Origin of the sequence: Marininema halotolerans, assembly GCF_900116235.1 — a bacterium.
Taxonomy (GTDB): domain Bacteria; phylum Bacillota; class Bacilli; order Thermoactinomycetales; family DSM-45169; genus Marininema; species Marininema halotolerans.
On the sequence record NZ_FPAA01000001.1, the window covers coordinates 68,178 to 94,734 of the forward strand.

At 45.5% G+C, this 26,557-nt stretch carries 25 protein-coding genes; 6 read left to right on the forward strand and 19 right to left on the reverse strand.

Annotated elements, in window-relative coordinates; genetic code table 11:
* Position 1: 1 nt before the first annotated feature.
* The 3 genes from CHX35_RS00340 to CHX35_RS00350 all read left to right on the forward strand — a co-directional run bounded on the left by CHX35_RS00340 (position 2) and on the right by CHX35_RS00350 (position 2,965).
* Entirely contained in the window at positions 2-961 is a 960-nt protein-coding gene (locus CHX35_RS00340) for an HTTM domain-containing protein (protein WP_091832151.1), read from the forward strand.
* A 275-nt stretch (positions 962-1,236) separates the two neighbouring features.
* Positions 1,237-2,157, forward strand: coding sequence for a proline dehydrogenase family protein (locus tag CHX35_RS00345; RefSeq protein WP_091832154.1), 921 nt, complete (start codon positions 1,237-1,239; stop codon positions 2,155-2,157).
* 61 nt (positions 2,158-2,218) lie between these two features.
* Positions 2,219-2,965, forward strand: coding sequence for an SDR family NAD(P)-dependent oxidoreductase (locus CHX35_RS00350; RefSeq protein ID WP_091832157.1), 747 nt, complete (start codon positions 2,219-2,221; stop codon positions 2,963-2,965).
* A gap of 81 nt (positions 2,966-3,046) precedes the next feature.
* On the opposite strand, the gene CHX35_RS00355 is transcribed toward CHX35_RS00350, so the two are convergent.
* From CHX35_RS00355 to cdaS, 4 genes are all read right to left on the reverse strand, one after another.
* Positions 3,047-3,592 carry a cysteine hydrolase family protein gene (locus CHX35_RS00355; protein WP_091832160.1) on the reverse strand — a complete coding sequence of 182 codons (546 nt, stop codon included), beginning with the start codon at positions 3,590-3,592 and terminating at the stop codon, positions 3,047-3,049.
* 12 nt (positions 3,593-3,604) lie between these two features.
* The gene (locus tag CHX35_RS00360; protein WP_091832163.1) at positions 3,605-4,858 is read right to left on the reverse strand and encodes a M20/M25/M40 family metallo-hydrolase; all 1,254 of its coding nucleotides are present in this window, start codon (positions 4,856-4,858) and stop codon (positions 3,605-3,607) included.
* A gap of 15 nt (positions 4,859-4,873) precedes the next feature.
* Positions 4,874-6,856, reverse strand: a complete 1,983-nt coding sequence (locus CHX35_RS17720; protein ID WP_217895858.1) for a GNAT family N-acetyltransferase — start codon at positions 6,854-6,856, stop codon at positions 4,874-4,876.
* A gap of 313 nt (positions 6,857-7,169) precedes the next feature.
* The gene (gene cdaS / locus CHX35_RS00375; RefSeq protein ID WP_091832166.1) at positions 7,170-7,829 is read right to left on the reverse strand and encodes a sporulation-specific diadenylate cyclase CdaS; all 660 of its coding nucleotides are present in this window, start codon (positions 7,827-7,829) and stop codon (positions 7,170-7,172) included.
* Positions 7,830-8,021: 192 nt separating this feature from the next.
* Here cdaS and CHX35_RS00380 point away from each other — a divergent pair, with 192 nt between their 5' ends.
* The gene (locus CHX35_RS00380; protein WP_091832169.1) at positions 8,022-8,390 is read left to right on the forward strand and encodes a hypothetical protein; all 369 of its coding nucleotides are present in this window, start codon (positions 8,022-8,024) and stop codon (positions 8,388-8,390) included.
* 332 nt (positions 8,391-8,722) lie between these two features.
* Here the strand turns inward: CHX35_RS00380 and CHX35_RS00385 are convergent, their stop codons facing one another.
* The gene (locus tag CHX35_RS00385; protein WP_091832173.1) at positions 8,723-9,838 is read right to left on the reverse strand and encodes a hypothetical protein; all 1,116 of its coding nucleotides are present in this window, start codon (positions 9,836-9,838) and stop codon (positions 8,723-8,725) included.
* A gap of 166 nt (positions 9,839-10,004) precedes the next feature.
* On the opposite strand from CHX35_RS00385, the gene CHX35_RS00390 reads away from it, so the two are divergent.
* Together CHX35_RS00390 and CHX35_RS00395 are read left to right on the forward strand one after the other, a co-directional pair.
* A complete protein-coding gene (locus CHX35_RS00390; protein ID WP_342743086.1) occupies positions 10,005-10,382 on the forward strand; it encodes a MerR family transcriptional regulator in 378 nt (125 codons plus the stop codon).
* A gap of 14 nt (positions 10,383-10,396) precedes the next feature.
* Complete coding sequence (locus CHX35_RS00395; RefSeq protein WP_176391796.1) at positions 10,397-10,717, forward strand: thioredoxin family protein; 321 nt, start codon at positions 10,397-10,399, stop codon at positions 10,715-10,717.
* Between the two features lie 9 nt (positions 10,718-10,726).
* On the opposite strand, the gene CHX35_RS00400 is transcribed toward CHX35_RS00395, so the two are convergent.
* The 14 genes from CHX35_RS00400 to bioB form a co-directional block, all read right to left on the reverse strand.
* The gene (locus tag CHX35_RS00400) at positions 10,727-11,056 is read right to left on the reverse strand and encodes an NINE protein (protein WP_176391797.1); all 330 of its coding nucleotides are present in this window, start codon (positions 11,054-11,056) and stop codon (positions 10,727-10,729) included.
* Positions 11,057-11,200: 144 nt separating this feature from the next.
* Entirely contained in the window at positions 11,201-12,976 is a 1,776-nt protein-coding gene (locus CHX35_RS00405) for an acyl-CoA dehydrogenase family protein (RefSeq protein WP_091832185.1), read from the reverse strand.
* A gap of 18 nt (positions 12,977-12,994) precedes the next feature.
* Complete coding sequence (locus tag CHX35_RS00410; RefSeq protein ID WP_091832188.1) at positions 12,995-14,176, reverse strand: acetyl-CoA C-acyltransferase; 1,182 nt, start codon at positions 14,174-14,176, stop codon at positions 12,995-12,997.
* A gap of 49 nt (positions 14,177-14,225) precedes the next feature.
* Positions 14,226-16,631 carry a 3-hydroxyacyl-CoA dehydrogenase/enoyl-CoA hydratase family protein gene (locus CHX35_RS00415; RefSeq protein WP_091832190.1) on the reverse strand — a complete coding sequence of 802 codons (2,406 nt, stop codon included), beginning with the start codon at positions 16,629-16,631 and terminating at the stop codon, positions 14,226-14,228.
* Between the two features lie 301 nt (positions 16,632-16,932).
* The gene (locus CHX35_RS00420; RefSeq protein ID WP_091832193.1) at positions 16,933-17,166 is read right to left on the reverse strand and encodes a ferredoxin family protein; all 234 of its coding nucleotides are present in this window, start codon (positions 17,164-17,166) and stop codon (positions 16,933-16,935) included.
* 322 nt (positions 17,167-17,488) lie between these two features.
* A complete protein-coding gene (locus tag CHX35_RS00425; RefSeq protein ID WP_091832196.1) occupies positions 17,489-18,241 on the reverse strand; it encodes a class II aldolase/adducin family protein in 753 nt (250 codons plus the stop codon).
* Positions 18,242-18,308: 67 nt separating this feature from the next.
* The gene (locus CHX35_RS00430; protein ID WP_176391798.1) at positions 18,309-19,040 is read right to left on the reverse strand and encodes an ABC transporter permease; all 732 of its coding nucleotides are present in this window, start codon (positions 19,038-19,040) and stop codon (positions 18,309-18,311) included.
* Positions 19,037-19,768: an ABC transporter permease gene (locus CHX35_RS00435; protein ID WP_091832201.1), complete on the reverse strand. Its 732-nt coding sequence runs from the start codon at positions 19,766-19,768 to the stop codon at positions 19,037-19,039. The genes CHX35_RS00430 and CHX35_RS00435 overlap by 4 nt, the downstream gene beginning before the upstream one ends.
* On the reverse strand, positions 19,765-20,685 hold the full coding sequence (locus CHX35_RS00440; protein ID WP_091832204.1) for an ABC transporter ATP-binding protein: 921 nt from the start codon (positions 20,683-20,685) through the stop codon (positions 19,765-19,767). The genes CHX35_RS00435 and CHX35_RS00440 overlap by 4 nt, the downstream gene beginning before the upstream one ends.
* A 70-nt stretch (positions 20,686-20,755) precedes the next feature.
* Positions 20,756-22,519, reverse strand: a complete 1,764-nt coding sequence (locus CHX35_RS00445) for a sensor histidine kinase (protein WP_091832207.1) — start codon at positions 22,517-22,519, stop codon at positions 20,756-20,758.
* Positions 22,516-23,250, reverse strand: a complete 735-nt coding sequence (locus tag CHX35_RS00450) for a response regulator transcription factor (protein WP_091832211.1) — start codon at positions 23,248-23,250, stop codon at positions 22,516-22,518. The genes CHX35_RS00445 and CHX35_RS00450 overlap by 4 nt, the downstream gene beginning before the upstream one ends.
* A gap of 280 nt (positions 23,251-23,530) precedes the next feature.
* Positions 23,531-24,460 carry a ribonuclease Z gene (gene rnz / locus CHX35_RS00455; protein WP_091832214.1) on the reverse strand — a complete coding sequence of 310 codons (930 nt, stop codon included), beginning with the start codon at positions 24,458-24,460 and terminating at the stop codon, positions 23,531-23,533.
* Between the two features lie 77 nt (positions 24,461-24,537).
* Positions 24,538-25,356 (reverse strand): malonyl-ACP O-methyltransferase BioC, encoded by an 819-nt coding sequence (gene bioC, locus CHX35_RS00460; RefSeq protein ID WP_176391799.1) that lies wholly within the window; start codon positions 25,354-25,356, stop codon positions 24,538-24,540.
* Between the two features lie 78 nt (positions 25,357-25,434).
* Positions 25,435-26,436 (reverse strand): biotin synthase BioB, encoded by a 1,002-nt coding sequence (gene bioB, locus CHX35_RS00465; RefSeq protein ID WP_091833386.1) that lies wholly within the window; start codon positions 26,434-26,436, stop codon positions 25,435-25,437.
* Positions 26,437-26,557: the final 121 nt, after the last annotated feature.

Consider the following 26,557-nt stretch of genomic DNA (forward strand, 5'->3'; position numbering starts at 1 on the left):
AATGAAGCGAGTTGAAGAATTTTTAACCACCCCTCACCTATTAATTGGGACAAGCCTATTGCGTGTGGGTTTTGGTTTGGGGCTTCTCTACCTATACCTCTATCATATGAGTGAACGCCACCTTCTCTGGGGATCCTTTGGTCTGTGGCCAACCGGCCCTTTCTTAGAAGGGGCAAATGTACGGGGAGTGTACACCCTTTTTCAATGGTTTGATTCGCCCTGGTTCTTAGAGGGGGTTTATTTTGGAGGCATTCTTGCCACACTACTCTTTACGATCGGCTATCGAACGCGTCTATTTTCAATAATTACCTTCGTTATTTTTTGGTCTTTCTATTTTCGTAATCCTTTCATCACCAATGGGGGAGAAAATATCCTTCGGTTGGAGATGTTTTACCTTCTCTTCGCGAATGCCGGCGCCTACTTTTCAGTGGATCATTCGAGGAAGAAACAAAGAAGGAGGTTGGCTAAAGCACACAGACTCTTCCCCTATCAAGCAGCTCTGCATAACTTTGCGGTAGCAGCCATCGCCCTACAATTACTGTTTATGTACTTTACTGCTGGGATGTACAAGGTGATGGGCTCCATGTGGCAAAATGGAACTGCCGTCTACTACGCGATGAGAGTACAAGATTATGTTTGGCCGGGAATTAGTGAGATCGTGTGGTCATCCGAGGGACTGATCCTGTTCCTCACATACTCTTCTGTGCTCTTTCAAATCGCTTTTCCCTTTTTGCTACTGAATCGTTATACAAAGTACTTCGCTGTCTTTGGTGCCATGTTCTTCCATCTAGGTGTCGGTCTTTTAATGAATCTGATGCTTTTTTCCTGGTACATGATTAGCTGTGAATTTATTCTTCTCACGGATCGAGATTATCGCCGCATACGGGAGTGGCTACGAAGGATCACCCATAAAAAGAAGAAGACTGCCCCAGACCAAGATGATGTATTGCATCCTTCTTAAAGATAACTCCTTCCCTTCTGTGGCTTCAGATAACGAGGGAGTTTTATCCTATTGCGTCGTTCCGATACTGTGACCCTCTGAGCACATGCACATAAAATACCTATATCTCGATCCAATCAGGGGAGTCTACGATGGTTTACCCATCATTTTCAGACCATCTTTCAAAGAAAAGTATTGTATAATGGAAGCGGTTTAATCATTGGTGTTTCAGCCATCACAGGCATATTCATTCGTTCATTCCTAACAGAAATTTGCGTGATTGAGAGGGAAAGGTTATGTCGATGACACGTAAAGCAGTGCTCACAATCTCTGCTAATCCATTTATTACTCGGCTGGTCTCCAAGTATGGAATGAAGCTGGGTGCTTCTCGTTTTGTCGCAGGGGAAAATATGGGGGATACGTTACTTAAAGTAAAAGAATTAAACAACGAGGGGCTTTTGGTCACCCTTGATCTTCTTGGTGAAAGTGTTCATACACGGGAAGAAGCCCTTGTAGCAACAGATGGTGCCATCCGTTCCTTTGACGCCATCCAACAACAGGGAGTCAACTCCAACGTCTCTGTTAAACTAACGCAATTGGGTCTGGATATCGATCCGTACTTCTGCTTGGATAATATGGATCGCATTGTTGCCAAGGCAAAGGAAACTGGAAATTTTGTTCGAATCGATATGGAAGATTCTCCACGGATTGATGCCACGATGGACATCTTCTCCACCTTACTTGAAAAATATGGCCGCGATCACATTGGCCTTGTCATTCAATCCTACCTCTATCGCTCAGATAAAGATGTCGAACAGCTCGGCACTCATAACGTGAATCTACGCATCGTAAAAGGAGCCTATAAGGAACCCAAGGAAGTCGCTTATCCTGAAAAGAAAGATGTCGATGAAGCCTATCGACGGCTGGTCGCTTCTCATTTAAGGAATGGTTGCTATACCGCCATTGCGACCCATGATATCGCCATCATCCAATGGGCAAAAACATTTGTGAAGGAAAACAACATTTCAACAGATCTGTTTGAATTTCAAATGCTATATGGCATTGCCACATCATTACAGTTAGATTTGGCGCGCGAAGGGTATAAAGTACGTGTCTATACCCCTTACGGTAAGGACTGGTATCCCTATTTTTCACGTCGCATTGCGGAACGTCCCGCAAATGCGTTGTTTATCCTGAAGAGCCTTTTCCGCAAATAATGATTTTTCCTGCGTAAAATTGCTCACAATAGTTGATATTCATCATAGTTGGAGGTGCAAAATGCCCACTGCATTAATTACCGGTGCATCAGCTGGAATTGGTGAAGCATTTGTTCGTTTGCTCACGGAACAAAAGTTTCACCTTGTGCTTGTTGCACGAAGAGAAGATCGATTGCAACAAATCGCCTCGGAAATTACCAACCAAGGTGGTTCCGCAGAAATTCTTGTGGCAGACTTAGCTACGACTGAGGGCTTAACCCGTGTAGAAGATTACATCAAGGCGCATCCGCTGGATCTTTTGATTAACAACGCAGGATTCGGCATATACGGGGCGACAGTCGATACCGACCCAGAAAAGGAAGCAGAAATGATACGGCTGAATATCCTCGCCCTCACCACCCTTACTCGCGCTGCCCTCCCCGAGATGTTAAAACGAAAGGCGGGTCGCATTCTCCAAGTGGGTTCCGTCCTCTCCTTCTTCCCGACTCCTTATATGACAGGATATGGGGCGACCAAAGCCTTTGTCCTCCATTACAGCGAAGCACTTCATCGCGAGCTCAAAGGAAGCGGTGTCACCGTCACGGCGCTGTGTCCTGGAAGTACGGAAAGTGAGTTTGCAGCGGTATCCGGGCTTGAACAGAATCGCCAGATGACAGCAACAGAAGTGGCACGTCAGGGGCTGCTGGCTAGCGAGCAAGGAAAATCCTTTATCCTTCCCGGTACATCGAACAAACTGCTACCCTTTCTCAATCGCTTATTACCCCGTAACTGGTTTACAGGCATCGTAGCCCGGTCTCTTCGTAGTTAATCAAATGAATCATCCTCAAGTAAACAAGGGAGACACCTTAAGGTGTCTCCCTTGTTTTTACGCAGTCATCCCTTACTTCTCTTACTTGACTGAAGCACCTTCATTCACAACTTGATCCGTTGCAATCACTTTGGAGAAAGTGGCTAAATACTCCGTCGCATGGGCATGATGAGATTCCTCATCAAACTTGTCTGTCCGTTTTGCACGGGATGCATCGTGGATAAAGACCATTTCATATCCTTTGTGATACCCTTCAATGATGGTCGACAGACAGCACATGGTCGAACCGTAACCTACAATATGAATGCGGTAATCTTTTAGCTCTGACAAACGTTGTTCAAATTCAGGTGATGAGAAGCATGAAAAATTACCTTTATGGATTTCTTGTTCCTCTGTTAACGGTTCAAAGCCAGGAACAAACGCTGCGAATTCCGTGTCCTTTGCAAAAATATTGCCCTCTTGCAGATGGCGAACATGAATGATCTCCCAACCATCCTGCCGCGCTTTAGCCAGGACCTTTTGGATATTATTTAAGGAAGGTTCAATCCCTTGTAGATAAAATGGACGACCTTCTGTCACATATTCACGCTGCACATCAATAACCACCAATGCATTTTTCTTTGTCATGGGAAATCACTCCTATTTGTTCAGTGCTTTTTTAAGTAACGCGAGATTTAGCTTCAAACGTTTCTCATAATTGGCCGCTTCCATATACTCATGATCGGTATGCATTCCGCCCCCATAGGGACCGAGTCCAACGAGAAGTTTCAAACCACTTGGAGCCAAGTGGTTAGCATCACTGCCATAACCCACCGGTGTCCCCGTAACGGATTGACCCAACTCTCCCCCAGCTTCTTGAGCAAGTTTGAATAAATCCGCCGTAGAAGATTCTGTCATCGGAGGCAATTCCGCTAATTGCTTTAATTCCGACTGAGTACCCTGCTTCAATGATTGGTTGTAAATCGTGCTATGCTTCGTGATTTTTTGAATACGCTTCATTCCTCTTTGGAGATCCTTCTCTCCAAAGAAGCGGATATCCATTTTAATCGTCGCATTTTCACAAACGACATTGGGTTTTGTCCCCCCTTGGATCACACCTGGGTTAACAAAGGGGCCTTTTTTGTAATTTGTAATGCGAGCCAATTTTGTGGTTTTGTACGCAGCTTCTGTACATGCGTCAATTCCATTTTGCGGTTCAAGTCCGGCATGAGATGCTTTTCCATGTACATCCAATTGAAGCCAACGCACGCCCATATGGGCGGTAACTAAGGAACCATCCGGAAGACCTGGTTCGAACACCAATCCATATTTCAAATCCTTTGTAAGGTCCTTCAAAACCGCATTAGTCCCTACAGAACCCGTCTCTTCATCATCATTGATAATGACACGAATTTTTTCTGCCAGCTCAGGGTGGGTACGATTTAGCTCATCCACGATGTTGAGCATCATGACAATCCCCCCCTTCATATCAATCACACCTGGACCGGATAATCGATCCCCGTCCACGGTCAATTGATTAAAGGATGAGTCCTTCGGAAAAACCGTATCCAAATGGCCCAGAAGCGCTAATTCCGGCTTCGCCCCTTCCTTTTGGAAAGAGACAACTTTCCGCCCTTGTGTACCTTCAGTAAGAGTGGGCTTAAATCCCAGTTTATCAAATTCTTGAATCAATAGCTCGCGGTTTTTTTCAACACCCGCTGGATTATCCGTGGATGAATTTTCATTGACCAGCTTTTGCAGGACATCCACCCATCGTGCGTCCATCCCATTCACAGAAGGAGTCGTTTGTTCTTCTGCCTCAGTACGAATCCCACCCACAAGAAACAATCCGAGTACCAACGCTACACACAAACTCCATTTTAATTGGATGTGCCATTTCTTTATTCGATGCATAGAACCCACTCCTTCTTATCGAGTTACTAGTTCTTTTTCCTTCTCAGACTCTTCATGTGCCTTCGTGTTCAAGGATTCGATACGTACCAAGGATTCTTCCATCGGCCCTTCTTCTTCCATACTTCCTTCCGGACGATTAAGGCGAAGGGGTTCTTTTCCAACCCATTCCTCGGTTTCTGTACTGGATGCAAACCCTTGCCCACCCGCGACCATTTCAATATAGCCATGATCAGAAAAGTTAAAGGTATCGCCTACCCGCTTAAAGCCATACTGCTGATAAAATTCCTCAAGCCTTGTCTGTGCATGAAGATAGAAACGGCGATATCCTTTCTTTTCAGCAAATTCCATCATGAATTGGATGAGCTGATGACCATACCCTTTTCCGCGATACTCTTCACGAATTCCCAGTCGCTCAAATTTTACAAAGCCACCGAAGTAACGAATTCGTGCGGTAAGAACCGGTTCTTCACCGACAGTACCTAGGATTTGTGTCGCTGAACTATCGTTGCGATCAAACTCTTCGCGGTAAGGACATTGCTGCCCGTGCATATACACAATTCCCCTTACCAAGAAGGTCTTCATCCGATCATCTTCCGTTTCTACAACCCGAATACTTAATTTCTCTGAATCTTCATTGGACATCAACGATGAAGCCTGCGTTGCTTCCTCACGGGTCGATGCCGTTTCTTCAAAGGTAAGCGGATGATCTTCCTGCTCAATCTCTGGGGTGGGTGTAACTTCTTCAAGCATTCCATCCTGAATATCGTAGAGGGATCCATTGATGCGAACGGACTCTTCCTCTGCAGCAAATGCTGCCAACAAACGTTCCACGGCCTGGGAAGCCATCCCCTTTGCACCATCTCGAATCGCAGTGGCAGAGACGCCATCAACCCGACGGATAGCAAACGGAGTAATCCAGCCCGACTCATCATAAATCCGCCGTACCCACATACCACCAAGGTCACTTCCATGAATTCCATGGATGCGTTTCCCAGGATAGCGACGTCGAACTTCTTTTAAGATTCCATAGAAGCCACTCTTTTCATAAGCTTCTGGTAATGATAACACGTCAACACCATCGGACATCCCTGTCTCAGCGATCGCCCATTCCATCATTTTCTTCCGGGTATCAAACTCATAAAAACGATGTCCAGTCGGAAAATAACGCACATGAACATCCGCTTTATCGGTGGTTTCATAAATCCGCATTCCTCGTTCCCTACGAGCAAGAATCATCTCACCGTTACGTAAGGCATCCGCATGCAACTTTGGAATCACTGTGGAATGAATAATGACCTTTTCTAATCCTCGTTCTTCAATCGCCCGTTGGACGATTGCCAAATGTGTGTTATGTATCGGATTAAACGTCCCAAAGAATACACCAATTCCACCCTTACGGGGAAAGAGACCCCGCCAGTCGGAAGCCATACCAATACCGAAGACGACCACGCCAAAAACAATACCCACTACAATAAACGCCGGGCGTGTCCATCCCAACCCTGCCGCTGCCGCTGCGGTAATCAAAATGTTGATCGATAATCCAGCCGCCACGTTTCGATTGGTTTCTCCAATTTCTCGGTTTGCTAGTGCAATCGCCAGATACTGAATTCCTTGAGAGGCCGCAGTGGTCAACATCGCGATTCCCCAGACACCACCCAGTGCCCCAGCATCTTCCGATCGGACCACGCCAGTAGCCAAAAAGGTGAAGAAGACGCTAAGGTTAAAAATCAACTGAATGATAAATCGTCCAATTCTCCCCGGTGTAACTAACGCGGTTTTAAATGCAAACCATTCATCGACCCGATTACTGATTTTAGAGTAATAGGGGAGGCAAAAACCGATAAAAAGTGATACCCCCAAAAGACCCGGATTTAGCCAGGCATCACCTGCAAAGGCATAAGCCAAATACATCAGAACAGCTGACAAGTATCCCATCCATGTGGAAGGGCTTGTTACATGGGAGTAAATCGATTTCCAAACGGGTTTACTCTCTTTCATACTTTTTTTCGTTCCCCTCTGTAATGAGATCCCTGCATGTTACAAAGTCAACCTCCTTGAAAACTCACCATCAATTACCAGTAAGCGAATCCTATTATAACTTGACAGGCTTGTCGAATATTAGCGAAAGTTGCTTATTTTAAAATTTTTTCATTGATTAAATACATATTTTTCCACATGTTATGCATGAACTTATCGAATTATTGCATAATTAACTTTTCTTTCAGCATAAATTTTGCCCTCAATCAGACGAGGGCGTTGTCATATAGGAATATATGTTTTGTGAGAAAATCGACAAAGAAATCATCCAATCCTATTGAATGAGCCCTCTCTCCTCCACTATTAATGAAGGTTGATCGTGAAGGGCTTCCGCTCGGAAAGAATAAAGCTCCCCATTTACTGCAAAAGAAGGACGTCCCGTCTCCTCGGAAACGACAATGGATAGCGCATCACATTGTTCCGTAATACCAATCGCAGCACGATGACGTGTCCCTAATTTTCTTCCTTCAATCGAACGGTTCGTCAAAGGAAGAACATGCGCTGCAGAGACAATCTGATCCCCAACAATGAGCACCGCCCCATCATGCAATGGGCTCCCAGGATAAAAGATCGATTCCATAAGACTATCCGTAAAGGACGCCCCAACAGGCACTCCATGTTGCAACCAAGGATGTGGGTCCTCATTTCTTCGCACAACAATGAGCGCCCCATGCCGCCGAACTGAAAGGTGTTCAATGCTCTTAGCTAATTCAACATATAGGTCGGTGTAGGGAGCCAGATAGCAACGAAGATAAAAAGAAGCAGCAACCGATTCGATGTGTGTAAACCGCTCACGTATCTCAGAGAACTCCTTTAACAAACATCCTTGATCGACATGTATCGCCTGTGCAATACCATTGATCTGCACAGAAATACCGGCTAAACTCTCTTTAATTTTTTCTTTCAGTGGGGAAAAATCACAGTTGTTATCCATCAATCATGTCCACCCCGCATCACAGCTTTCTTATCCGATAGTCTATCCGAAATCGACCCCATTCATCATATCATCCATCCAATCAACCAGGCGGATCTTTACAGGGTTTTTACAATATGAATAGAGAAATTATGCTTAATTTTTAATGTATCGGGTATGTAATATATGTAAACAAACAAGGAGAGGATTTTCATGAACAAAAGAAAGAAAATCTCCCCACTTGTCGGTTTACTTATTTATTATTCAATAAGCGTTTTTACTTTTTTTATTGGGAAGTCCTTTCTCATTTACCATTACCATTTGAATACCCTCTATGCAGAGGTCCAAGGGACTAAAGTTCTCGCTAACTGGGTATCTGCCTATGCGATTGTCTTTTTACTTCCCATAGCTGCTTTCATCATCATGAAGGGCGATCAACTATTGCGCAAAAAATTAAACGCACCCAAAAAGATTGCCCACTTATTAGTCAGCATTGGGGTTGTTCCTGTCGTTCTTGCCTTCTCTCTCTTCTTTTTCTGGGAATTTCTTTTGAGCTTTTACATGCTAAATACCAATCCGTGAATCCCACAAAAAACAAGGGTCATTTCCTGACCCTTGTTTTTAATATCCAATATTGCTTACGTATACTTTCCATGTCTTCTATGGAGCACTAAAACTGGACATGACCCAATTAAATGCTAGAATCGAAGCTACCATAGTAAAAATAAAAATCCCAAATATAACTAAGGCGATAATTATTACTTTTTTCAACATAGTCGTTGTTTCCCCTCATCGGATCGATTGTCCATTCATTAACTTTTATTTTTTATTTCAGGCGTGTTTCAAAAGGACAGCCACCTAAGAAACGCTAGAGAATTGCTTTTCGCCAGTGCAAACACTGATTTAGAACGCCTTTACTCCTCGGTTAATGAGTAAACAATCCTTCCTGTATCGGGTTCTACCTGAATTTCATAAGGAATTCTCATCTGTTCCCAACCCTGAGTCACTTTGCACGCAAGTTCTTTAAACCAAGCTTGATCTAAATAACGACGATCCGTGATGGTATGTACCGAATCATCTTCGAGCACCACTTGGATCAAGGTATTCCAGGTGAGTGCCACCACCTGACGATAGGGTACAACCCACCCCTTCGCTCCCATACAAATTAAATTCTCCGCGTTTAATTGGAGTTCTTCACATTGTACATCTCGTACCCATCGTAGTCCATCCTGTAACGAAGTGAGCCCTGCAAGTTTTGCAGCTGCTAACATGTCTTTCTTCTTGTCCTCACGATAGGGAAAGTTGTATACCATTTCTTCGGTCTCCAGGTGAATCTCTTCCTCTTCTTTATTGAAGTGAATATAAATAATGGTTTGGAAAGGAACATGAATCGGTTGTTGTCGCCAATTGCGAATCATTACTTCCGTTGTTGAAATTTCCACTTCCCGCCACCAAATTCGCATGGTCACCCATAAAAATGATGCGAATACAATGAGGGCAAATATTGCAGCACCTAGGTCGAGTAATCGTTCTTTAAACCCATAGCCAGAGTATTTGGGGTTCTTAAACGCAAGGATCAACTGCTTCTCTTGCACAACCCACACATCCACCGCTTCATTATGACGAATACTGGTGAGTAGTCGCTCCTCCTCATAGGGAAAATACGGAATTTGATAACGGGTGTTTTGAGTCAGGATATGATCTTCCACCACACCAATGGGATGAATGGTCCTCTCTTCCACCCGACCGTAGTCTTTTCTCGCATCATCGGTCCCTATCCAGCAAGCCACCGTGAGTAGCAAGAGCGAAAAGAATAAATACAAAAGTGGATGCTTCTTTCCCCAATGAACTCTCCATACCACCAAGGCGACTACTGGGAGAATCGGAAAAAAATACGATTCACCCAACCAAAATAGATAAAACTGACTGGAATCCCGCCATCCTTGATAGAGGGCTATATAGATCAGAGCGATGATACAAGGGACACTTAAATATACAGCAAGATAACGCCCCATCCATCGTTGCAGCAAGCGCCTCACCTCCAGCGGTTACTACCATTCAGCTTGTTTCTATATCTTATTTAATTTCTGAATATTTATCAATATTTTTAACTCCATCCTTACCTATTGACCTTGACACCCATGTCAAGGATTATAATCGTATTACTCCTGTTAAAGGAGGTGCAAAACCATACGGATCGGAGAGCTCGCCCAATTATCTGGTATTAGTCCACGGTCTTTACGCTATTACGAAAAGAAGAACCTACTTCATCCCCTACGCACACACAATGGTTATCGGGAATATCCTTCTTCCGCATTGGAGCAGGTTAAAACCATTCAGCTCTATTTAAACCTTGGTTTTACCACTGAACAAATTGCCAGTTTCCTAACCTGTGTCTTGAAAAACAAAGAGGCATTCTGTCAAGAAATTCTCCCTTATTATGAGGAGAAACTCGAGGAAATTGATAAGCAAATTTCTCTACTCTTAATGATTAAATCCAATGTCGAAGAACGTGTGCAGTCCATTCAACAGGAAAGAAAAACCGCTTTTCCACCGTGTTCACCCCAATCCTAAAGGAGATGAGTGCTGTGTCTGTTCTCTCGGTTACGGATCAATCGATTCATCGTATTTTATCAGAAAACCAAAGGGTGTTAGTTGATTTTTGGAATCCCTACTGTGCCCCTTGTAAAATTGCGGCTAATGTCATGGAGGACCTGAGTCAAACGATGGGGAATCACGTCATATTTACAAAAATGCAAGTGGATCAAAATCCTGCATTCCCTTCTCAGCTACAAATAAGGGCTGTCCCCTCCTTCGTTATTTTTGAGAAGGGACAGCCCATTGATCAGATGGTTGGGTTTCGTTCCAAAGATGAGTTAGTTCGCTTTATCCGTCGTGCCATTGCCTAGCTTCATCCATTAATTCGGTTGTGCACCAGTCACTCGCTTTGCCCACTGCGGGATCAAGCAACCATCGATTACCCACCACAGAAGAATTGGAACAAGTGTGATCCACGGCGGCACACCCAGCCCCTTTAATTGGTAGAAAAATAAGCCAAAGGCAAGGGAAAGACAGCTTACAATCGCCATCACTAAGCCCGATATCTTATACCCCAAATAAAATCGATGAAAGCCAAATAAACCGAGAAAGATCCACACAAAGTAGGCGGTGACTAGCCGATCCTGAAGGTTTTGCTCAGGAGTTTGATGCGTTGTTGTTGATGAACTGGGTCGTTGCTTGTTTGACATAGGTGATCCTCTTTCCTTTCCGATGTCCATATTTCAGTTATATTCTTTATGATACCGCTTTTTAATCCTCTAGGACAAAAGGATCTTTATCAACCGATTAAAAAACCCCTTCTGGTTAAACCAGAAGGGGTTTTCTAAAATTAATCAGACAACGTAACGCTCTTCTTCAATGATGCGCTTCGCAATGTTCCGCTTCAGCTCAATTTCGTTGATGAGGTCGTAACGAGTCAATTTTTTCAGGATGGAGAGTTGAGTACGTAGGGTGTCTCCTTCTTCCATCGCTGCTAGGATACGCTTCGCACGTTGTTCGATGCGAGGGAATGCTTCGTAAACATAAGCAGTGGTAAGTTCCGCTTTTGCTTTGGACTTCTCTTCGCCATCTTTTTCAATCGCTTTTTTGGTACGTAGCAACGCACTTTCCATTGCGAAGATTTCCGTGGCGATATCTGCAGCATCATGCAGGATTTCTTGTTGCTTATCCAGCTTCATACCATACTTCTCGACAGCCAGACCCGTACCCATCAAGAAGATTTTCTTCGCATTTTCGATCAGCTCAGCTTCTTTTTCAAGCAATGCTGGCTCTTCGTCCGAGAGAGAAGGCATCATCATCATGAGCTCTTCTTGGAGACCGCCCAGTTTTTCCATCACAGGCAGTTCGCCCTTCATTGCTTTACGAAGTAGGGTACCTGGGATCAACAGACGGTTGATTTCGTTGGTTCCTTCAAAGATCCGGTTAATCCGAGCATCACGGTACATGTTTTCTACTTCATACTCTTGCATGAAGCCATAACCACCGTGGATCTGTACACCTTGGTCAGCTACAAAGTCAAGTACTTCGGAGCCGAGGACTTTGGTGATGGAGCATTCTACAGCATACTCAGCAATGGCTTTTGCAGCTGCTGCACCTTCAGCGTTGTCCAGGTGGGATAGCCCTTGCTCGAAGAAACCACCCGTACGATAAATGGCACTTTCCAAGGCATAGGTTTTTGCTGCCATGGTAGCCAGTTTCTCTTGAATCAATGGGAACTTAGAAATCGGGGTGTTGAACTGTTTACGCTCATTTGCGTACTTAGCGGAAACTTCAATGACCCGTTTGGAGGATCCTAAGGTTCCTACACCCAGTTTGTAACGACCGATGTTCAAGATGTTGAAAGCGATTTGGTGACCTTTACCGATTTCGTAAAGTACGTTTTCAACAGGTACTTGAGCATCTTCAAGGATCAAGGTCCGAGTAGAGGAGCCTTTAATCCCCATTTTCTTCTCTTCAGCACCAGTAGATACCCCTGGGAAGTCCTTCTCGACGATAAAGCCGGTGAACTTATCTCCATCTACTTTTGCATATACAACAAAGACATCAGCGAAAGCAGAGTTGGTGATCCATTGCTTGGTACCGTTTAGGATATAGTGCTTGCCATCGTCAGAAAGCTTGGCAACGGTTTTTGCGCCAAGAGCGTCAGAACCCGAACCCGCTTCAGTCAAGGCATAAGCAGCAAATTTCTCCCCAGACGCAAGACTTGGGAGGTACTTTTTCTTTTGCTCATCGTTCCCGAAGAAAACGATCGGCAGGGTACCAATCCCTACGTGAGCACCGTGGCTCAACGCGAAGGAGCGAGCGATAGCAAAACGTTCGGTGATCAAAGAGGAACTGATTTTATCCAATCCTAGACCGCCATATTGCTCAGGCACATCTGCACCAAGCAGACCAAGCTCACCTGCTTCACCGAGTAGTTTCACAGTGTGATCAAAGTTGTGCTCTTCGATCTCTTCAAGAACAGGAAGTACTTTGTTCTTTGCGAAATCTTCGGTGGTCTTACCGATCATCTTTTGCTCTTCGGTAAATTCCTCAGGGGTGAAGACATCCTGGGGGGAGTGATCTTCGATGAGGAAGCTTCCCCCTTTGATGATGGTTTTTTCAGCCATCTTCTATTCCTCCTTTATTTAAGAGACCATCTCGATGACGCCAGCAGCACCCATACCGCCACCGATACACATCGAAACGAGACCATATTTTCCATTACGCCGCTTCATCTCGTTTAGAAGCGAGACGGTGAGCTTCGCACCTGAGCAACCTAACGGATGCCCTAAGGCAATTGCGCCACCATTGACGTTCATAATCTCTTCATTGAGTCCCAAGTGACGGGAAACTTGAATGGCTTGGGAAGCGAAGGCTTCGTTGAGCTCAATCAAGTCGATCTGATCCAAGGTGATCCCAGCCTTTTCCAGGGCTTTCGGAATGGCAACGATGGGTCCGATTCCCATCACATCCGGATCGACACCGCCGACACAGAAGGAACGGAAGATCGCAATTGGCTTAATTCCGAGCTCTTCAGCCTTTTCACGAGCCATAACGATCACGCCTGCGGCACCATCACTTGTCTGAGAAGAATTCCCTGCAGTAACGGATCCCCCAACACGGAAAGCGGGTTTAAGCTTTGCCAGCGTCTCCATGGAGCCACCCTTACGTGGGCCTTCATCGGTATCAAAGATGAATTCTTCTTCTTTGAATTTACCCTTCTCATCAACATAGCGATTTTTCACCGTAATCGGCACAATCTCATCTTTAAACTTGCCTTCTTCAATCGCTTTTAATGCACGCTCATGACTACGAAGAGCAAATGCATCTTGATCTTCCCGGGATACTTCATACCGTGTTGCTACTTCTTCAGCAGTGTGACCCATGGACATATAGACCTCAGGAGCATTGTCCATCAGCCAGGGGTTGGGAGCTGGCTTATACCCACCCATTGGCACTTGGCTCATACTTTCCACGCCGCCTGCGATCACAACATCTGCGAATCCGCACATGATTTTTTCAGCAGCAATAGCGATGGACTGTAGGCCTGAAGAACAGAAACGGTTGACGGTAAGGCCTGCCGCGGTGTTAGGTAGTCCTGCACGGACAGCAACCACGCGGGCGAGGTTCATCCCCTGCTCCCCTTCCGGGAAGGAACAACCCAAGATAACATCTTCAATCTCCTTGGGGTCCAGCTGGGGGGTCCGCTTCATCAAATCCTGAATGACGGCGGCTCCCAGATCATCGGGACGAGTGTCCTTCAGCGTACCACGAGGGGCTTTCCCCACTGCGGTTCGTGCAGCGGCGACGATGACTGCTTCGCGCATGTTCCTCTCCTCCTTCAGTGTTCATGATGAAAAACGATACGCACTCGATTTAGTTGCGCAGAGGTTTGTTTTTGGTAAGCATATATTGCATCCGTTGCTGGGTTTTCGGTTCAGCGACAAGACTGAGGAAAGCTTCCCGCTCAATATCAAGGAGATATTGCTCATCGACGAGCGTACCTTGTGGCAGGTTCCCACCAGAGAGGACAAATGCCAGTTTGGTAGCAATCTTAAAGTCATGCTCACTGATATAACCCGATTGAAGTAGGTTGTAAGCACCCAACTTCAGAGTGTTAAAACCGGTTTCCCCAACCACTGCAATTTTCTTCTTATCTGGTGCACGATACCCTGTTGCAGAAAGCGCAAGCACTTGTTGCTTCGCATCATACAAGAGGTGATCGTCATTCATGCTGATCCCATCAATACCATCACGTAGGAAGCGATAATCCTTCGCTTCTACCGCACTTGTGGAAACTTTCGCCATCGCAATGGTTTCAAACACTTTATTAACACGGTTCTGAAGACCGATCTCATCTTTTGGATCGACATCTTGTGTCCAGCGAAGAAGCATCTCTTTGTTACCACCGCCGCCAGGAATGAGGCCAACACCTGGCTCTACGAGACCCATGTAAGTCTCAGCCGATGCTTGCAGACGGTCTGCTGGTAGAGAAACCTCTACTCCGCCACCCAATGCCATCTTAAAGGGAGCCGCTACCACAGGTTTATCGAGGTAACGCAGGGATCCCATCGTGTTTTGGAACTGACGGATCATCAAGTCAAGCTCTGGCCAGTTCTGATCTTGTGCTTCCATCAACATCATCATCAGGTTAGCACCCACACAGAAGGTATCGCCTTGGTTCCCGATGACAAGACCACGCCAGTTCTTTTCCGTTTCCTTCACACCATAAGTGATCATCTGAATGATATCGGCTGCGATCGCATTCTTAGGCGAATGGAACTCAAGGCAGAGAACATCATCCCCGATATCGACTAGGCTTGCACCACGGTTGGATTTTACCGTTTTCCCTTGTTCTTTCAAACGAGCAAGGTTGATTTCACGCTCATGGGTTTCTACCTCTTTGAATTGACCACCTAAGTGGAAGGCTTTTACGCTTTCCGGTGACTTCTCATAGAAGGAGGTAGCACCTGAAGCAAGGAGTTCTTCCACGAGAGGTGGAATGGTTTCTCCCTCTTCCTTCATACGAGCAACGGATTTTTCAACACCGATCTCATCCCAGACTTGGAAAGGACCAAGATCCCAGTTGAAGCCCCAACGCATTGCCTTGTCAACGCTTTCGATATCGTCAGCAATTTCTGGAATTCGTGCTGCCGAATAAAGAAGCACTTTCTTGGTGAGATACCAAGCTAAACGGCCGGCTGCATCATCCGCATAGACAAGAGCACGCAGTTGTTCCTTCATGGTTTTTGCCCGTTTGGACATTTCCAAGGAAGGAGCTTTCAGCTTTCTGCTCGGACGATATTCCTTCGTAGCGGGATCCAGGACATGAATTTCCTTCTTGCCCTTCTCCCCTTTTACTTTCTTGAAGAACCCTTGACCGCTTTTCGCGCCATACCAACCATTGTCCACCATCTCTTGGAGCAATGCTGGTACTTCAAAGATTTTCTTTTCTTCTTCATCGGTGACATTCTCACGAACGTTGTTGTACACATGGATAAAGGTGTCAAGGCCTACGAGATCCAATGTACGGAATGTCGCACTTTTTGGACGACCCATCGCCTTACCGGTTACCGTGTCCACTTCATCAGGTGCTAGATTTTCATCCAACATCTTTTGGAAGGTGACAGCGAGACCGTATACACCAATCCGGTTCGCAATAAAGTTAGGCGTGTCCTTCGCCAGGACAACCCCTTTTCCTAATCGCTCTTCAGCAAACGCTTTCATTTCATCCACAATCGCAGAATCTGTATCCTTCGTTGGGATTAATTCAAGCAATTTCATATAACGAGGTGGGTTAAAGAAATGCGTACCCAAGAAATGAGAACGGAACTCAGCAGAACGACCTTCCACCATATCGTGGATGGAAATCCCCGATGTGTTGGAACTCACGATCATACCTGGTTTCCAAATAGATTCAATCCGACTGAACAGATCTTGTTTAATCTTGAGATTTTCAATGACTGCCTCAATCACCCAATCAACTTCCCCGAGGCGATCCAGGTCGTCCTCCAGATTTCCGACCTCGATTCTCTCAACGATACTCTTATGGAACAATGGAGCAGGTTTCTCTTTTAAGAGGCGCTCTTTCCCCGTTTGTGCAAAGCGATTACGTACCGCTTTGTCCTCCAGGGTAAGGCCTTTCGCCTGTTCCTTATCGTTCAGTTCCCTCGGTACGATATCCAGGAGCATCGTGCGGATACCTGCGTTTGCCAGGTGGCCTGCAATTGCGGCCCCCATCACGCCAGCACCGATCACAGCAGCTTTTTTGATTCTCGCCAAAGGTCCTTCCTCCTCTCCGATAATCCGCAGGGACTGTGGCCTTGCATTACCATGAATGAATGGTCATTCATTTACTAGGTAGAAAAAAACCCCTCCTGCTTCTTTCGGCAACGCTTTTCACTTTGCCAACACTACAGGGAGGTACCCCAATTACTTGGAGACGGTTTACCCGTTCAAATATTATTATTTATCTGATGCTCGCGCACGTCAAGGGCTCTTGCTCATTTTTTTGTAAGAATCGAAAATAAGGCGAAGGGTCAAAACCACGAAACGGGCGCAATCACTGCGCCCGTCCCATCATTCACTTAAAAAAATTGGCATTGATTTCAATGTACTGCTTTTCTGCTTCCGGCACCATATCTTCTTCGTAGATCGCTTCTACCGGACAAACCGGTTCACACGCTCCACACTCAATGCAAGTGTCCGGATCGATGTAATACATGACGTCATCGCCATGAATACAGTCGACTGGGCATACCTCTACACATTCTGCAGCTAATTCATCTTTACAGGTTGAAGTGATAACGAAGGCCAACTATAATGCCCCCCTTTAATAAAGGTCGATTCTTGGGTACGAATATTTTTGTACCAATAGTGATGGTATACCCCGAACATCTCAGGATAAACGCGGCTCCCGTCACCATACCATCTCTTTCGATTTTGACCCGCCAAGTTCCTTTTTTCTACGTGAATATTATCATGCTACTGTCATCAATTATGCAAAGTCAGGAAAATTTAGTACATCCAATGTATCCACTCGTCCATTAAGCCCCACCCTTCTCATCCCACCATCAGGCTAAACGTTAACAAAACTTGTCTAGTTTGCTTGGGTATTTTCCCTATTGGATGAATGCAACTTAATCGAAGAAGGACTGGATGGCGAGTTCATCGATGTCGATGGTTTCCTCTTGTGTATGGGTAAACCGTCGTAGCATGATTCTTTTTGCCTTTGAAACCGAGGCGGAAGGTCCTCCTCGTTTCTCCTTCAGAATATGATCCACTTCCTCAGTCGATAACACACGTTCTTTTCCTAACGTGCGTGCGGTGTGACGAACCTGTGCAACCTGTTCGATCAGCTCCATCTTTCCCCATGCATCCATTACGCTATCTCCTAACGTAATCGCTCCCAGACGTTCTAATAGGAATCCATCATGGAAGGGAAGTAGGTGTTGAAGATGTTTTAACCCTCCGTCTTCAACCATTACACCACTGGAAACAGTAGGCACTCCACCTAAACGTATCACCATCTCAGGGACAACGGGGTCCATGAAGGAGACGCCTGCGATCGTAAAACCAATAGCTGTTGGGGGATGAGCATAAATCACCGCTGTAACATCGGGGCGTGATTGATGGATCCTTGCATGAACACGATGCAGGCGAGTCGTCTCCTCGCTTCCATCGACCAGATTCCCACTCCCATCCATCCGATGAATCTCTCTTTCGGTTCGTTCCTCCATAGGAAGGTGACTCGCTGAGAGTAGGAATTGATCCTCTGCCACACGGACACTGATACTCCCTTGGTTGGCGACGACAAAGCCCTTCCGATACATCTCCTTACCCACCCGAAGGATCTCTTGAATTGGATCGCTATTACATACCCTCTCTTTCATAAAAAGTCCCCCTTTTCCGTATAGGGAGAATGTTAACACAAGAGTGAACTTGGACTCATCAACCGCTTTATTCCAGCATATCTCGGTGATTAAAGTGCATCCACCCTCCTATAAAAAAGAGCAGAAACCCTCCGATTATTATTCCAGCTAGTTTGAAATCCACTACTTGAGATTGAGGAATCATGGCAAGTGCAGGTTGTGCCCAGGGATACCAAGGACCGTATTCTTGTGAATTTCCAGCAAAGAGGTTCGGAATCGTAAACAAGACATTGATGGCAAGGGGGATTCCAAAACTTTTAAACAAAAACGAGACCCACAATTGTAGTGCCGCTAAGGGAATGATCGCAAGCCATCCTAAGAAGATACTTTGTCCAAGCACCACCCACTCGATTTGAGAAACATCCCCTCGAAGAACAATTGCCCCCACTGAAAAGAGAAAGAAGATCCCTTGAGAAATTGCCAGCGTGACAATGAGGACTGAAAATTTAGCAAAATAAACCACCGAACGGGAGACTGGCCAGGTGAAAAGTAATTTCCATCCACCCTGATGATTTTCGTATCGACAGAGAAGAGCGGCAAAAATTCCTGCGATCAACGGGAAGAAAATCATTCCATAATTAAATACTGACAGGGTATACATCATCACCCACTTGTTTTCCCCTGCATTCGTAGACATTCCAGCAATCGACAAACTGGATAAGATTGCTAACAGCGGACCGATCAGTAGCAGCAATAACAATCGCTTCTTTTGCATTTTCAACCCTTCTGCTATGAATAAGCGAGAGAAGCTCCTCATCATGAATGCACCTCCTGCCGTTGAAACAGTGCCATCCCCACGATGAAAAAAATCAGTCCTTCGCCTAAAGCAATGGGTAACCATAACGATGGATCATTTTCGAATCGCCTACTCATCGCATAATCGACGGGAACCACCTGAAAGACATAGGACCAGGGAAGCCAGTTGGCAAATGCAGGCGCAAAAAGAGCACCTAGGACACCAACGATGATGGGAACTGACTGGTTGTTCATACGTAGCGAAAGGGTGAGTTGAATGGCGAGAACAGGCAAGGCCGCAATGACAGGCCAGGTGACACCCATGGCTAATGTTTTCCACGGCACTTCTCCAGTCAATCCTAACCCTTTCCAAAGACAGGCCAATGAGACCGTAGCACCACCGGAGAAAAGGAGCATGAGAAAAAAAAGGATCAAAAATTTAGCCAGATAGACTTGCCACCGGGAAACTGGTAGCGCTAATACATATTTCCACGCATTTCCCTGATGCTCCATACTACCCGCCAAGGAGGCAAGAAGACTGCCACCAATCAGGATGGTTATCGGCAAAATGATTTGCGCTTCCAGAAGAAACCCCGTTACGGTATCTGGGTACTTACCAAGAATATATTCTGAACGCAAACGATAGTCTACGATGAGGACGGCCAGGATACCGAGGGCACCGAGCATTGGCAGAATAACCATCCATGTCCGTTTGATTTTTAACCCTTCCGCAAGAAGGAGGCGAAGAATCATAGCCCCTCCTCCTTTCCTGTCAAACCAAGAAAAATTTCTTCCAGTGGTTGTTTCACTTCCTCGATACGATACACCGAAAACTTTCCCTTAACCAAGGTTTCAACCATCGTGGCGGTCTCTTGATTGGTTAGACCTTCACTCCATATATGCTCTCCCTCACAGGACACAGACCAGCCGATTTTCGTGAGATAACGCGTTGCTTCCTCCACACGGTTTACACCCAATCGCATCCGAGGACGACTCATTTCACGCAAGGTCTCCATACGATCTTGAAAGATCATCTTGCCTCGCCGAATAATTCCAACCCGATGAGCAATCTGGTCAATTTCACTCAATAGATGGCTTGATACAAGGATGGTTACACCCTGCTCCTTCGAAAGCTCCTGAATCAGGGATCGTACCTCTTGCATTCCCCCCGGATCAAGACCATTGGTCGGTTCATCTAATATAAGAATCTCTGGATTCCCTAGTAATGCGAGGGCAATTCCAAGGCGCTGCTTCATCCCCAATGAATATTGTTTCACCTTTTTATCGGCAACGTTCGTTAAACGCACCCTTTCCAACACGTGCTCGATATTAGATGGGGACACCCCCAGAATTCGACGCGCAATTTCTAAGTTTTCCTGCCCAGTCAGATGACCATAATAAGAAGGCGACTCGACTAACGACCCTACTCTTCGTAAAATTTCTTTCTTCTTAACTTCTAGCGATTCACCAAAAATCTTCACCTGACCTGAAGTGGAACGAATTAATCCTAATAACATACGAATGGTTGTTGTCTTCCCAGCGCCATTCGGGCCAAGAAAACCATAAATTTCACCGCGGCGGATGGTTAGATCAACGTGATCCACTGCTGTGAACTTTTGATAACATCGGGTTAAGCCCTTTGTTTGTACAACGATATCGGTTTCAGACATCCTCTTCACCTCCAATCGTTATGCTACTTCATGAAGTTAAAGGGGAGTGAAATATCACCTGAACAGAAGCTTAACTTTTATCAGGTAATGTAATTGTTATTGAAGTTCCCTTGCCTACTTGGCTCTGCAGATGAAGCGATCCTCCTTGAGCTTCAACCAATCGGCGGGCAATCGCCATACCTAGACCCGTTCCTTCATCATAGCGCGTATCGGTTCCCCGATAATATCTTTCAAAGAGGTGTACCAGGGTCTGTTCATCCATTCCCCGTCCATTGTCACGAATGCGAATGATGATTCCACCATGAGCGTTCGACGGTTCTTTATCCGCTGACAACTTATCCACTTCAAGTGTAATCGTTGTGTCCCTAGCATTATGCAATAACGCATTCATCCCTAAATTATTAATGGCTCGCTTAAACCAATGACCGTCCAAGGGATACATTAGTCGTGTTTCTTCAGGTGCTTGAAACACAATTTGCTGTTCATCTGAGAGGGAATGATTGCTTAGGTCAATCGCTGATCGACGGACCAGTTCCACTACATCGATATCCTTTTTCACCAAGGGAAGTGCATCATTTTCAAGGCGGAAGGTCAGATTAAAGTCAGCTAACAACCGCTCCATATGTTCTGCTTTCTCGCGAATGATTTGAGCATAGTGACGAACCTCTTCTTCTTTCCACTGGTACTGTTTTGCTTCAAGTAGATCGGCATACCCTTTCACAGAAGCCAGAGGGGTTTTTATGTCATGAGAAACCCCTGTCATCCACTCCTCCCTTGTTCGTTCTAAACGATCCCGTTCTTCTTCTGAACGTTTTAAAGTGGTGGTTAGGGTTTCAAGTACCTTGATTACATCTTGATAAAGACGAAAAGGTCGGCGAAGGGACTTCCCATCCATCCCACGACTTTTGGGAAGTCCATGCTTAGTGGAGGGCTCTTGGAATATTCCTGCTGCCAAGTTTTCTATCCATTCCACCATATGAAGCAAGGGAGTTCCTAAGCGCCTCCCAAAAAACCACGCAATTAATAAGGCGATCCCCACGCACAAAGGGATCCCCCATCCATAGGTAATCCTCCACCGATTGCTTAATTGCGTTTCAATGTCTAAGCCCGGTTGACCATATATCCAGGTCCACTTTCGCTTTGATTCATACCAAACATTGACCTGCCAGTGATCTTGAGTATTCTTTACTCGTTCAATTAATTCACCACTGGCATAATGATTTGGAAGGGCCTCAGGACGGCGAAAATTAACCACTTCGTCACCTTGTGCGTCCAGAACCTGTATCCAGCCCCTTCTCTTCTTCACTTCATCCTTCCAACTATCTGACAAGTCCACTTTCCCTTTGGTAACGGGCGTACTTGAAGCTAATTTTTGTAAAGAAAACTCATCATCCCTCCGCAAAATCCAGCTATACGACTTCCCCTGCTTCCGACTTTGCCAAATAAATAGGGAGCGCTCATTTAGCCTCTTTTCACGCAATAGCTCTCCTGGACTAATGTGAGAGGGCCAATCATGATTCATCCCCCGACGATAGACCTCTCTCCCTCGACCATCTACAATCTGCAAACCTGACTCTCGCCGATCCAAGGTCTTTTCCACACGATCACTGACCTTGACGTGCCCTTTAATAACCGCTGTACCTTTTACAATCTCTCGTAACCAATCCCCTTCATATATATCCTGTGCTTTGTAATCATCTCCACCCAGAGAGTCTGAAACCCCATAAAAATTAAAAAAGTAGAGAACGACTGACATCCATAATGCAATCATGATCACCCATACAACACCCAACCACAATAGAAAACGAGTCGTCAGCTTACTTATGAGACTCATTCTCGCACCTTCGATGGCTCCGGAATCAATTTATATCCAAGGCCTCGAATGGTTAATAAATGCACCGGTTGCGAGGGGTTAATCTCAATTTTCTCCCGTAACCGGCGAATATGAACCATGACGGTGTTTTCGTCACCGAAACTCTCCTCGCCCCATACTTCTTCATACAATTGAGCCCTACTAAAAATACGGTTGGGACGTCGTGCTAAGAATACAAGCAATTGAAATTCCTTCGCTGGAAGAGGAACATCATTCCCATCGACCACTAGCCTTCCTTCTGCTACGTATATCTGACTGCGCCCGAACCGCAAAACTTCTGTTTCGGGACCTCTTATCGTATCCTTCGGTCTAGAAACCAAATTGAAGGATTGGCGACGTAACTGTGCTTTAATCCGCGCGACCACTTCCAATGGATTGAACGGTTTAACAATGTAATCATCTCCGCCAATTCCTAATCCCAGTAATTTATCAAGATCATGATCCTTGGCGGTTAAAAATAAGATCGGAATGGTTGTCCATTTTCGTAGACGACTACAAAAAGTAAAGCCATCGCCGTCTGGAAGCATGACATCTAAAATAATCAGATCCGGATGGATCTCCTCATACACTCGCTCTGCTTCTGCTACACTCTCTGCACAATACAGCTGATTAAAACCTTCCTTTTCTAAAACAATCTTCAATAAGTAAAGGATTGCCTGTTCATCATCAACAATTAATATTTTCGCGGACATAAACGCTCCTTTTCGATTTCTTTATATTTAAACGTTATTACGACACAGTATTAGCAGTCGTCAAAAGAAAGGGGTGTATGGGGACAAAAGGATTTTGTGATTGACTAGATCTGAGGACCGTGTTCGGATCGATCATCGGTGAACTACGGTTTCCAAAGGAAAATGCCCCTCCTCGTCCACAACGGATTCAGAATGGCCTGGACTTTTAAATCATCGTCAATGGCAACACACGCCTGTGCTCCCACACTTCCAGCCATCAACTTATGGACTGACTACCCTCCTATCCCATCTCCCCTTCGATGGAGAACACACTATGATCAGCAGCGATATCCACATGAGGAAATACCTCACACGCTTGGGCTTTTAATTCTTCAATTTCTGATGCACTGTAGCGCGAACTGATATGATTCAAGATTAATCGTTTTGCCCCCGCTCTCTTTGCGATCTCAGCGGCTTGACGACTGGTTGAATGAAAATATCGATGAGCATGATCCTCACATCCATCAGCAAAACTCCCCTCATGAATAAGACAATCGACCCCCTTCGCAAGCTCCACCCCTCGTTCTACAGGACGTGTGTCCCCCAAATACGCCACATGGCGTCCTCTTTTAATTGGACCAAGATAATCAACGCTACGAAGATGGCGCCCGTCAGGCAGCAGCACATCTTCCCCTCGCTTCAATTTGCCAAAGTGAGGGCCAGAGGGCACACCCTCTTGTTGTAGCTTCTGGACCAGTAATTCACCCGGAGCATCTGGTTCTTCAATCCGATAGCCATATGAAGGAAGTCCATGTGCAAGCTTTCCTACTGTAACGGTAACCCCTTTACAATCAAATACCTTTCCCTCTCCCACTTCTGTGATGGTTAATGGATACCTTAAATGGGTTCCACTCGTTTGAAGGCTAACCTCAATAAATTCAGCAAGGCCTTTAGGGCCATAGAGAGTCAGAGGCGTTGTCGCCCCTTGAAAGGATCGACTTCCGAGTACGCCCGGCAGGCCGAAGATATGATCTCCATGGAGATGGGTAATAAAGATGCGATCCACACGCGAGAGACGTACAGGAGATGCGAGAATGCGATGCTGTGTCCCTTCCCCACAATCAAACAGCCAAATGTTTCCCCCGCTTTCCGTAAATCGCAGAGCGCAACTGGATACATTTCGTTCCTGGGAGGGTACACCCGCTCCAGTACCAAGAAAGATCCATTCCATAATTCATTCCTCATTTCTCGATGAAAAAGACGAAGGGACTAAAAGACCCCTCGTCGTAAATTAGTAATCGTAATGAATCAGGAGGGCAACCGCTTCTGTCCATAGATTTGGACTAACTGATAGGTTGCATACACTCCACCTTCACGTGTACGGTAAATTCGATCATAGTGATCTTCAACCACTACGCGTACAGTATCGTTTTGTCCATGGAGTTGTTCCTCTTCTGTATGGATATAGTCTGCTCCCATCCGTTGAATAGCACCTAAGAGGCTAACCGTTTCAGGGTAATGGATGCGATGCCAACATACTGCGTAATCCCCCTCTATATCTGCCTCATCCATCATTCTTACCCATTCTTCAGGAGATTGAAAGCGATACCTTCTTTGCTCGGGATAGCTCTCATTCAAACTTAGATTTTGATAAATTTGATCCAGTTCACCCAGGGTATCCGGGCCAAAAGTGGAGGCTACAAATAGCCCCCCTGGTTTCAATGCTTTGCTTAAGTTAATGAGGGTACACTCTGGACGAGTCAACCAATGCACTGTCGCATTGGAAACAATCAAATCAAAACTCTCCGCTTCCCAGGTTTGATCCTCTACGTCCCCCACCACAAATTGTATAGTTAGCCCTTCATTCACGCGTTTTCGTGCTAGTTTGATCATATTTTCGGCAATATCGATTACGGTATACTTCGCATTAGGAAATCTCTCCCCTAACAACTGCGTCAAATATCCTGTCCCACAGCCGATTTCTAATATCCTCTCTGGTTCCGCTCCCTGCTCATCCAAGGTCTCCAGTATCCGGTGTGCCATTCTCTGTTGAACAACAGCCACCTGATCGTACTCATCTGCATAACGATTAAATTGCCTTGCGATGAGTTCTTTCTCTTTTTCCAAGGCCATCTCGCTCCTTATGACATCCCCTCATGAAGGCTTATTGATGCATCACACGCTAATTCCTTCTAAAGTGATTGATTATAAGGCACATTCTTCAATTTCAAAACCGAGATCACGAATCATCTGGTGATCTTGATTGACAACTTGTCCCTCCGTAGTTAAGTAATCCCCTACAAAGAGGGCGTTCGCAGGATACAAAGCAAAGGGTTGTAACGTCCCCAAGTTTACTTCTCTACCGCCAGAGACCCGAATTTCCTTTTCTGGACAGACAAAACGGAAAAGGGCTAATACTTTTAGACAACGACGAGGATTTAACTCATCCATTCCCTCTAACGGAGTCCCTGGGATCGCATGCAAAAAATTCACCGGAATCGAATCGGCATTAATGGCGCGGAGTTCATAAGCTACTTGTACAATTTGCTCATCACTTTCCCCCATCCCAACAATGCATCCAGAACAAGGGGAGATCCCCGCATCCTTCGCTGCTTCAACGGTTTGTACCCGATCATCATAGGAGTGGGAAGTTGTGATGTTGTCATGGTGATCTGCACTGGTATTAAGATTATGGTTGTAACGATCCACCCCTGCTTCTCTTAAACGGGATGCCTGACCATCCTTTAAAATCCCTAAACAAGCGCAAATTTTAAGTGGCATTTCCTCTTTGATCTCACGAACCGCCGCACAAACTTCATCCACTTCCCGTTCTGTTGGTCCACGACCGCTGGCTACGATACAGTAGGTCCCGGCTTTGCGTTCCATTGCCTCCCGGGCACCTGCTACGAGTACATCCTTCTTTAACAATGTATATTTCTCAATCGGAGCCGTTGAGATAATCGATTGAGAACAGTAGCCACAATTTTCAGGGCAAAGGCCACTTTTCGCATTAAAAATCATATTCAATTTTACTTTTTTCCCGAAATAGTGAGAGCGGACACGAAAAGCCGCTTGGAGGAGAGGGAGCAGTTCTTGATCATCGCTTTTTAACACCGATAGGCCCTCTTCAAGAGTAATACGTTCTCCTGCAAGGGCTTTATCTGCTAACCTTTCCCACTGATTAACACCTGATTGCACCTCTTGGATCACAATGAATCCTCCATTCAGTCATTTTTCTCAATTCTACCGAATCATTCTAAACATTTCTACTTAAATGAATGAAAGCGTTTACGTAAACTTAAAAACTTAAATAAGTTGACATACAATC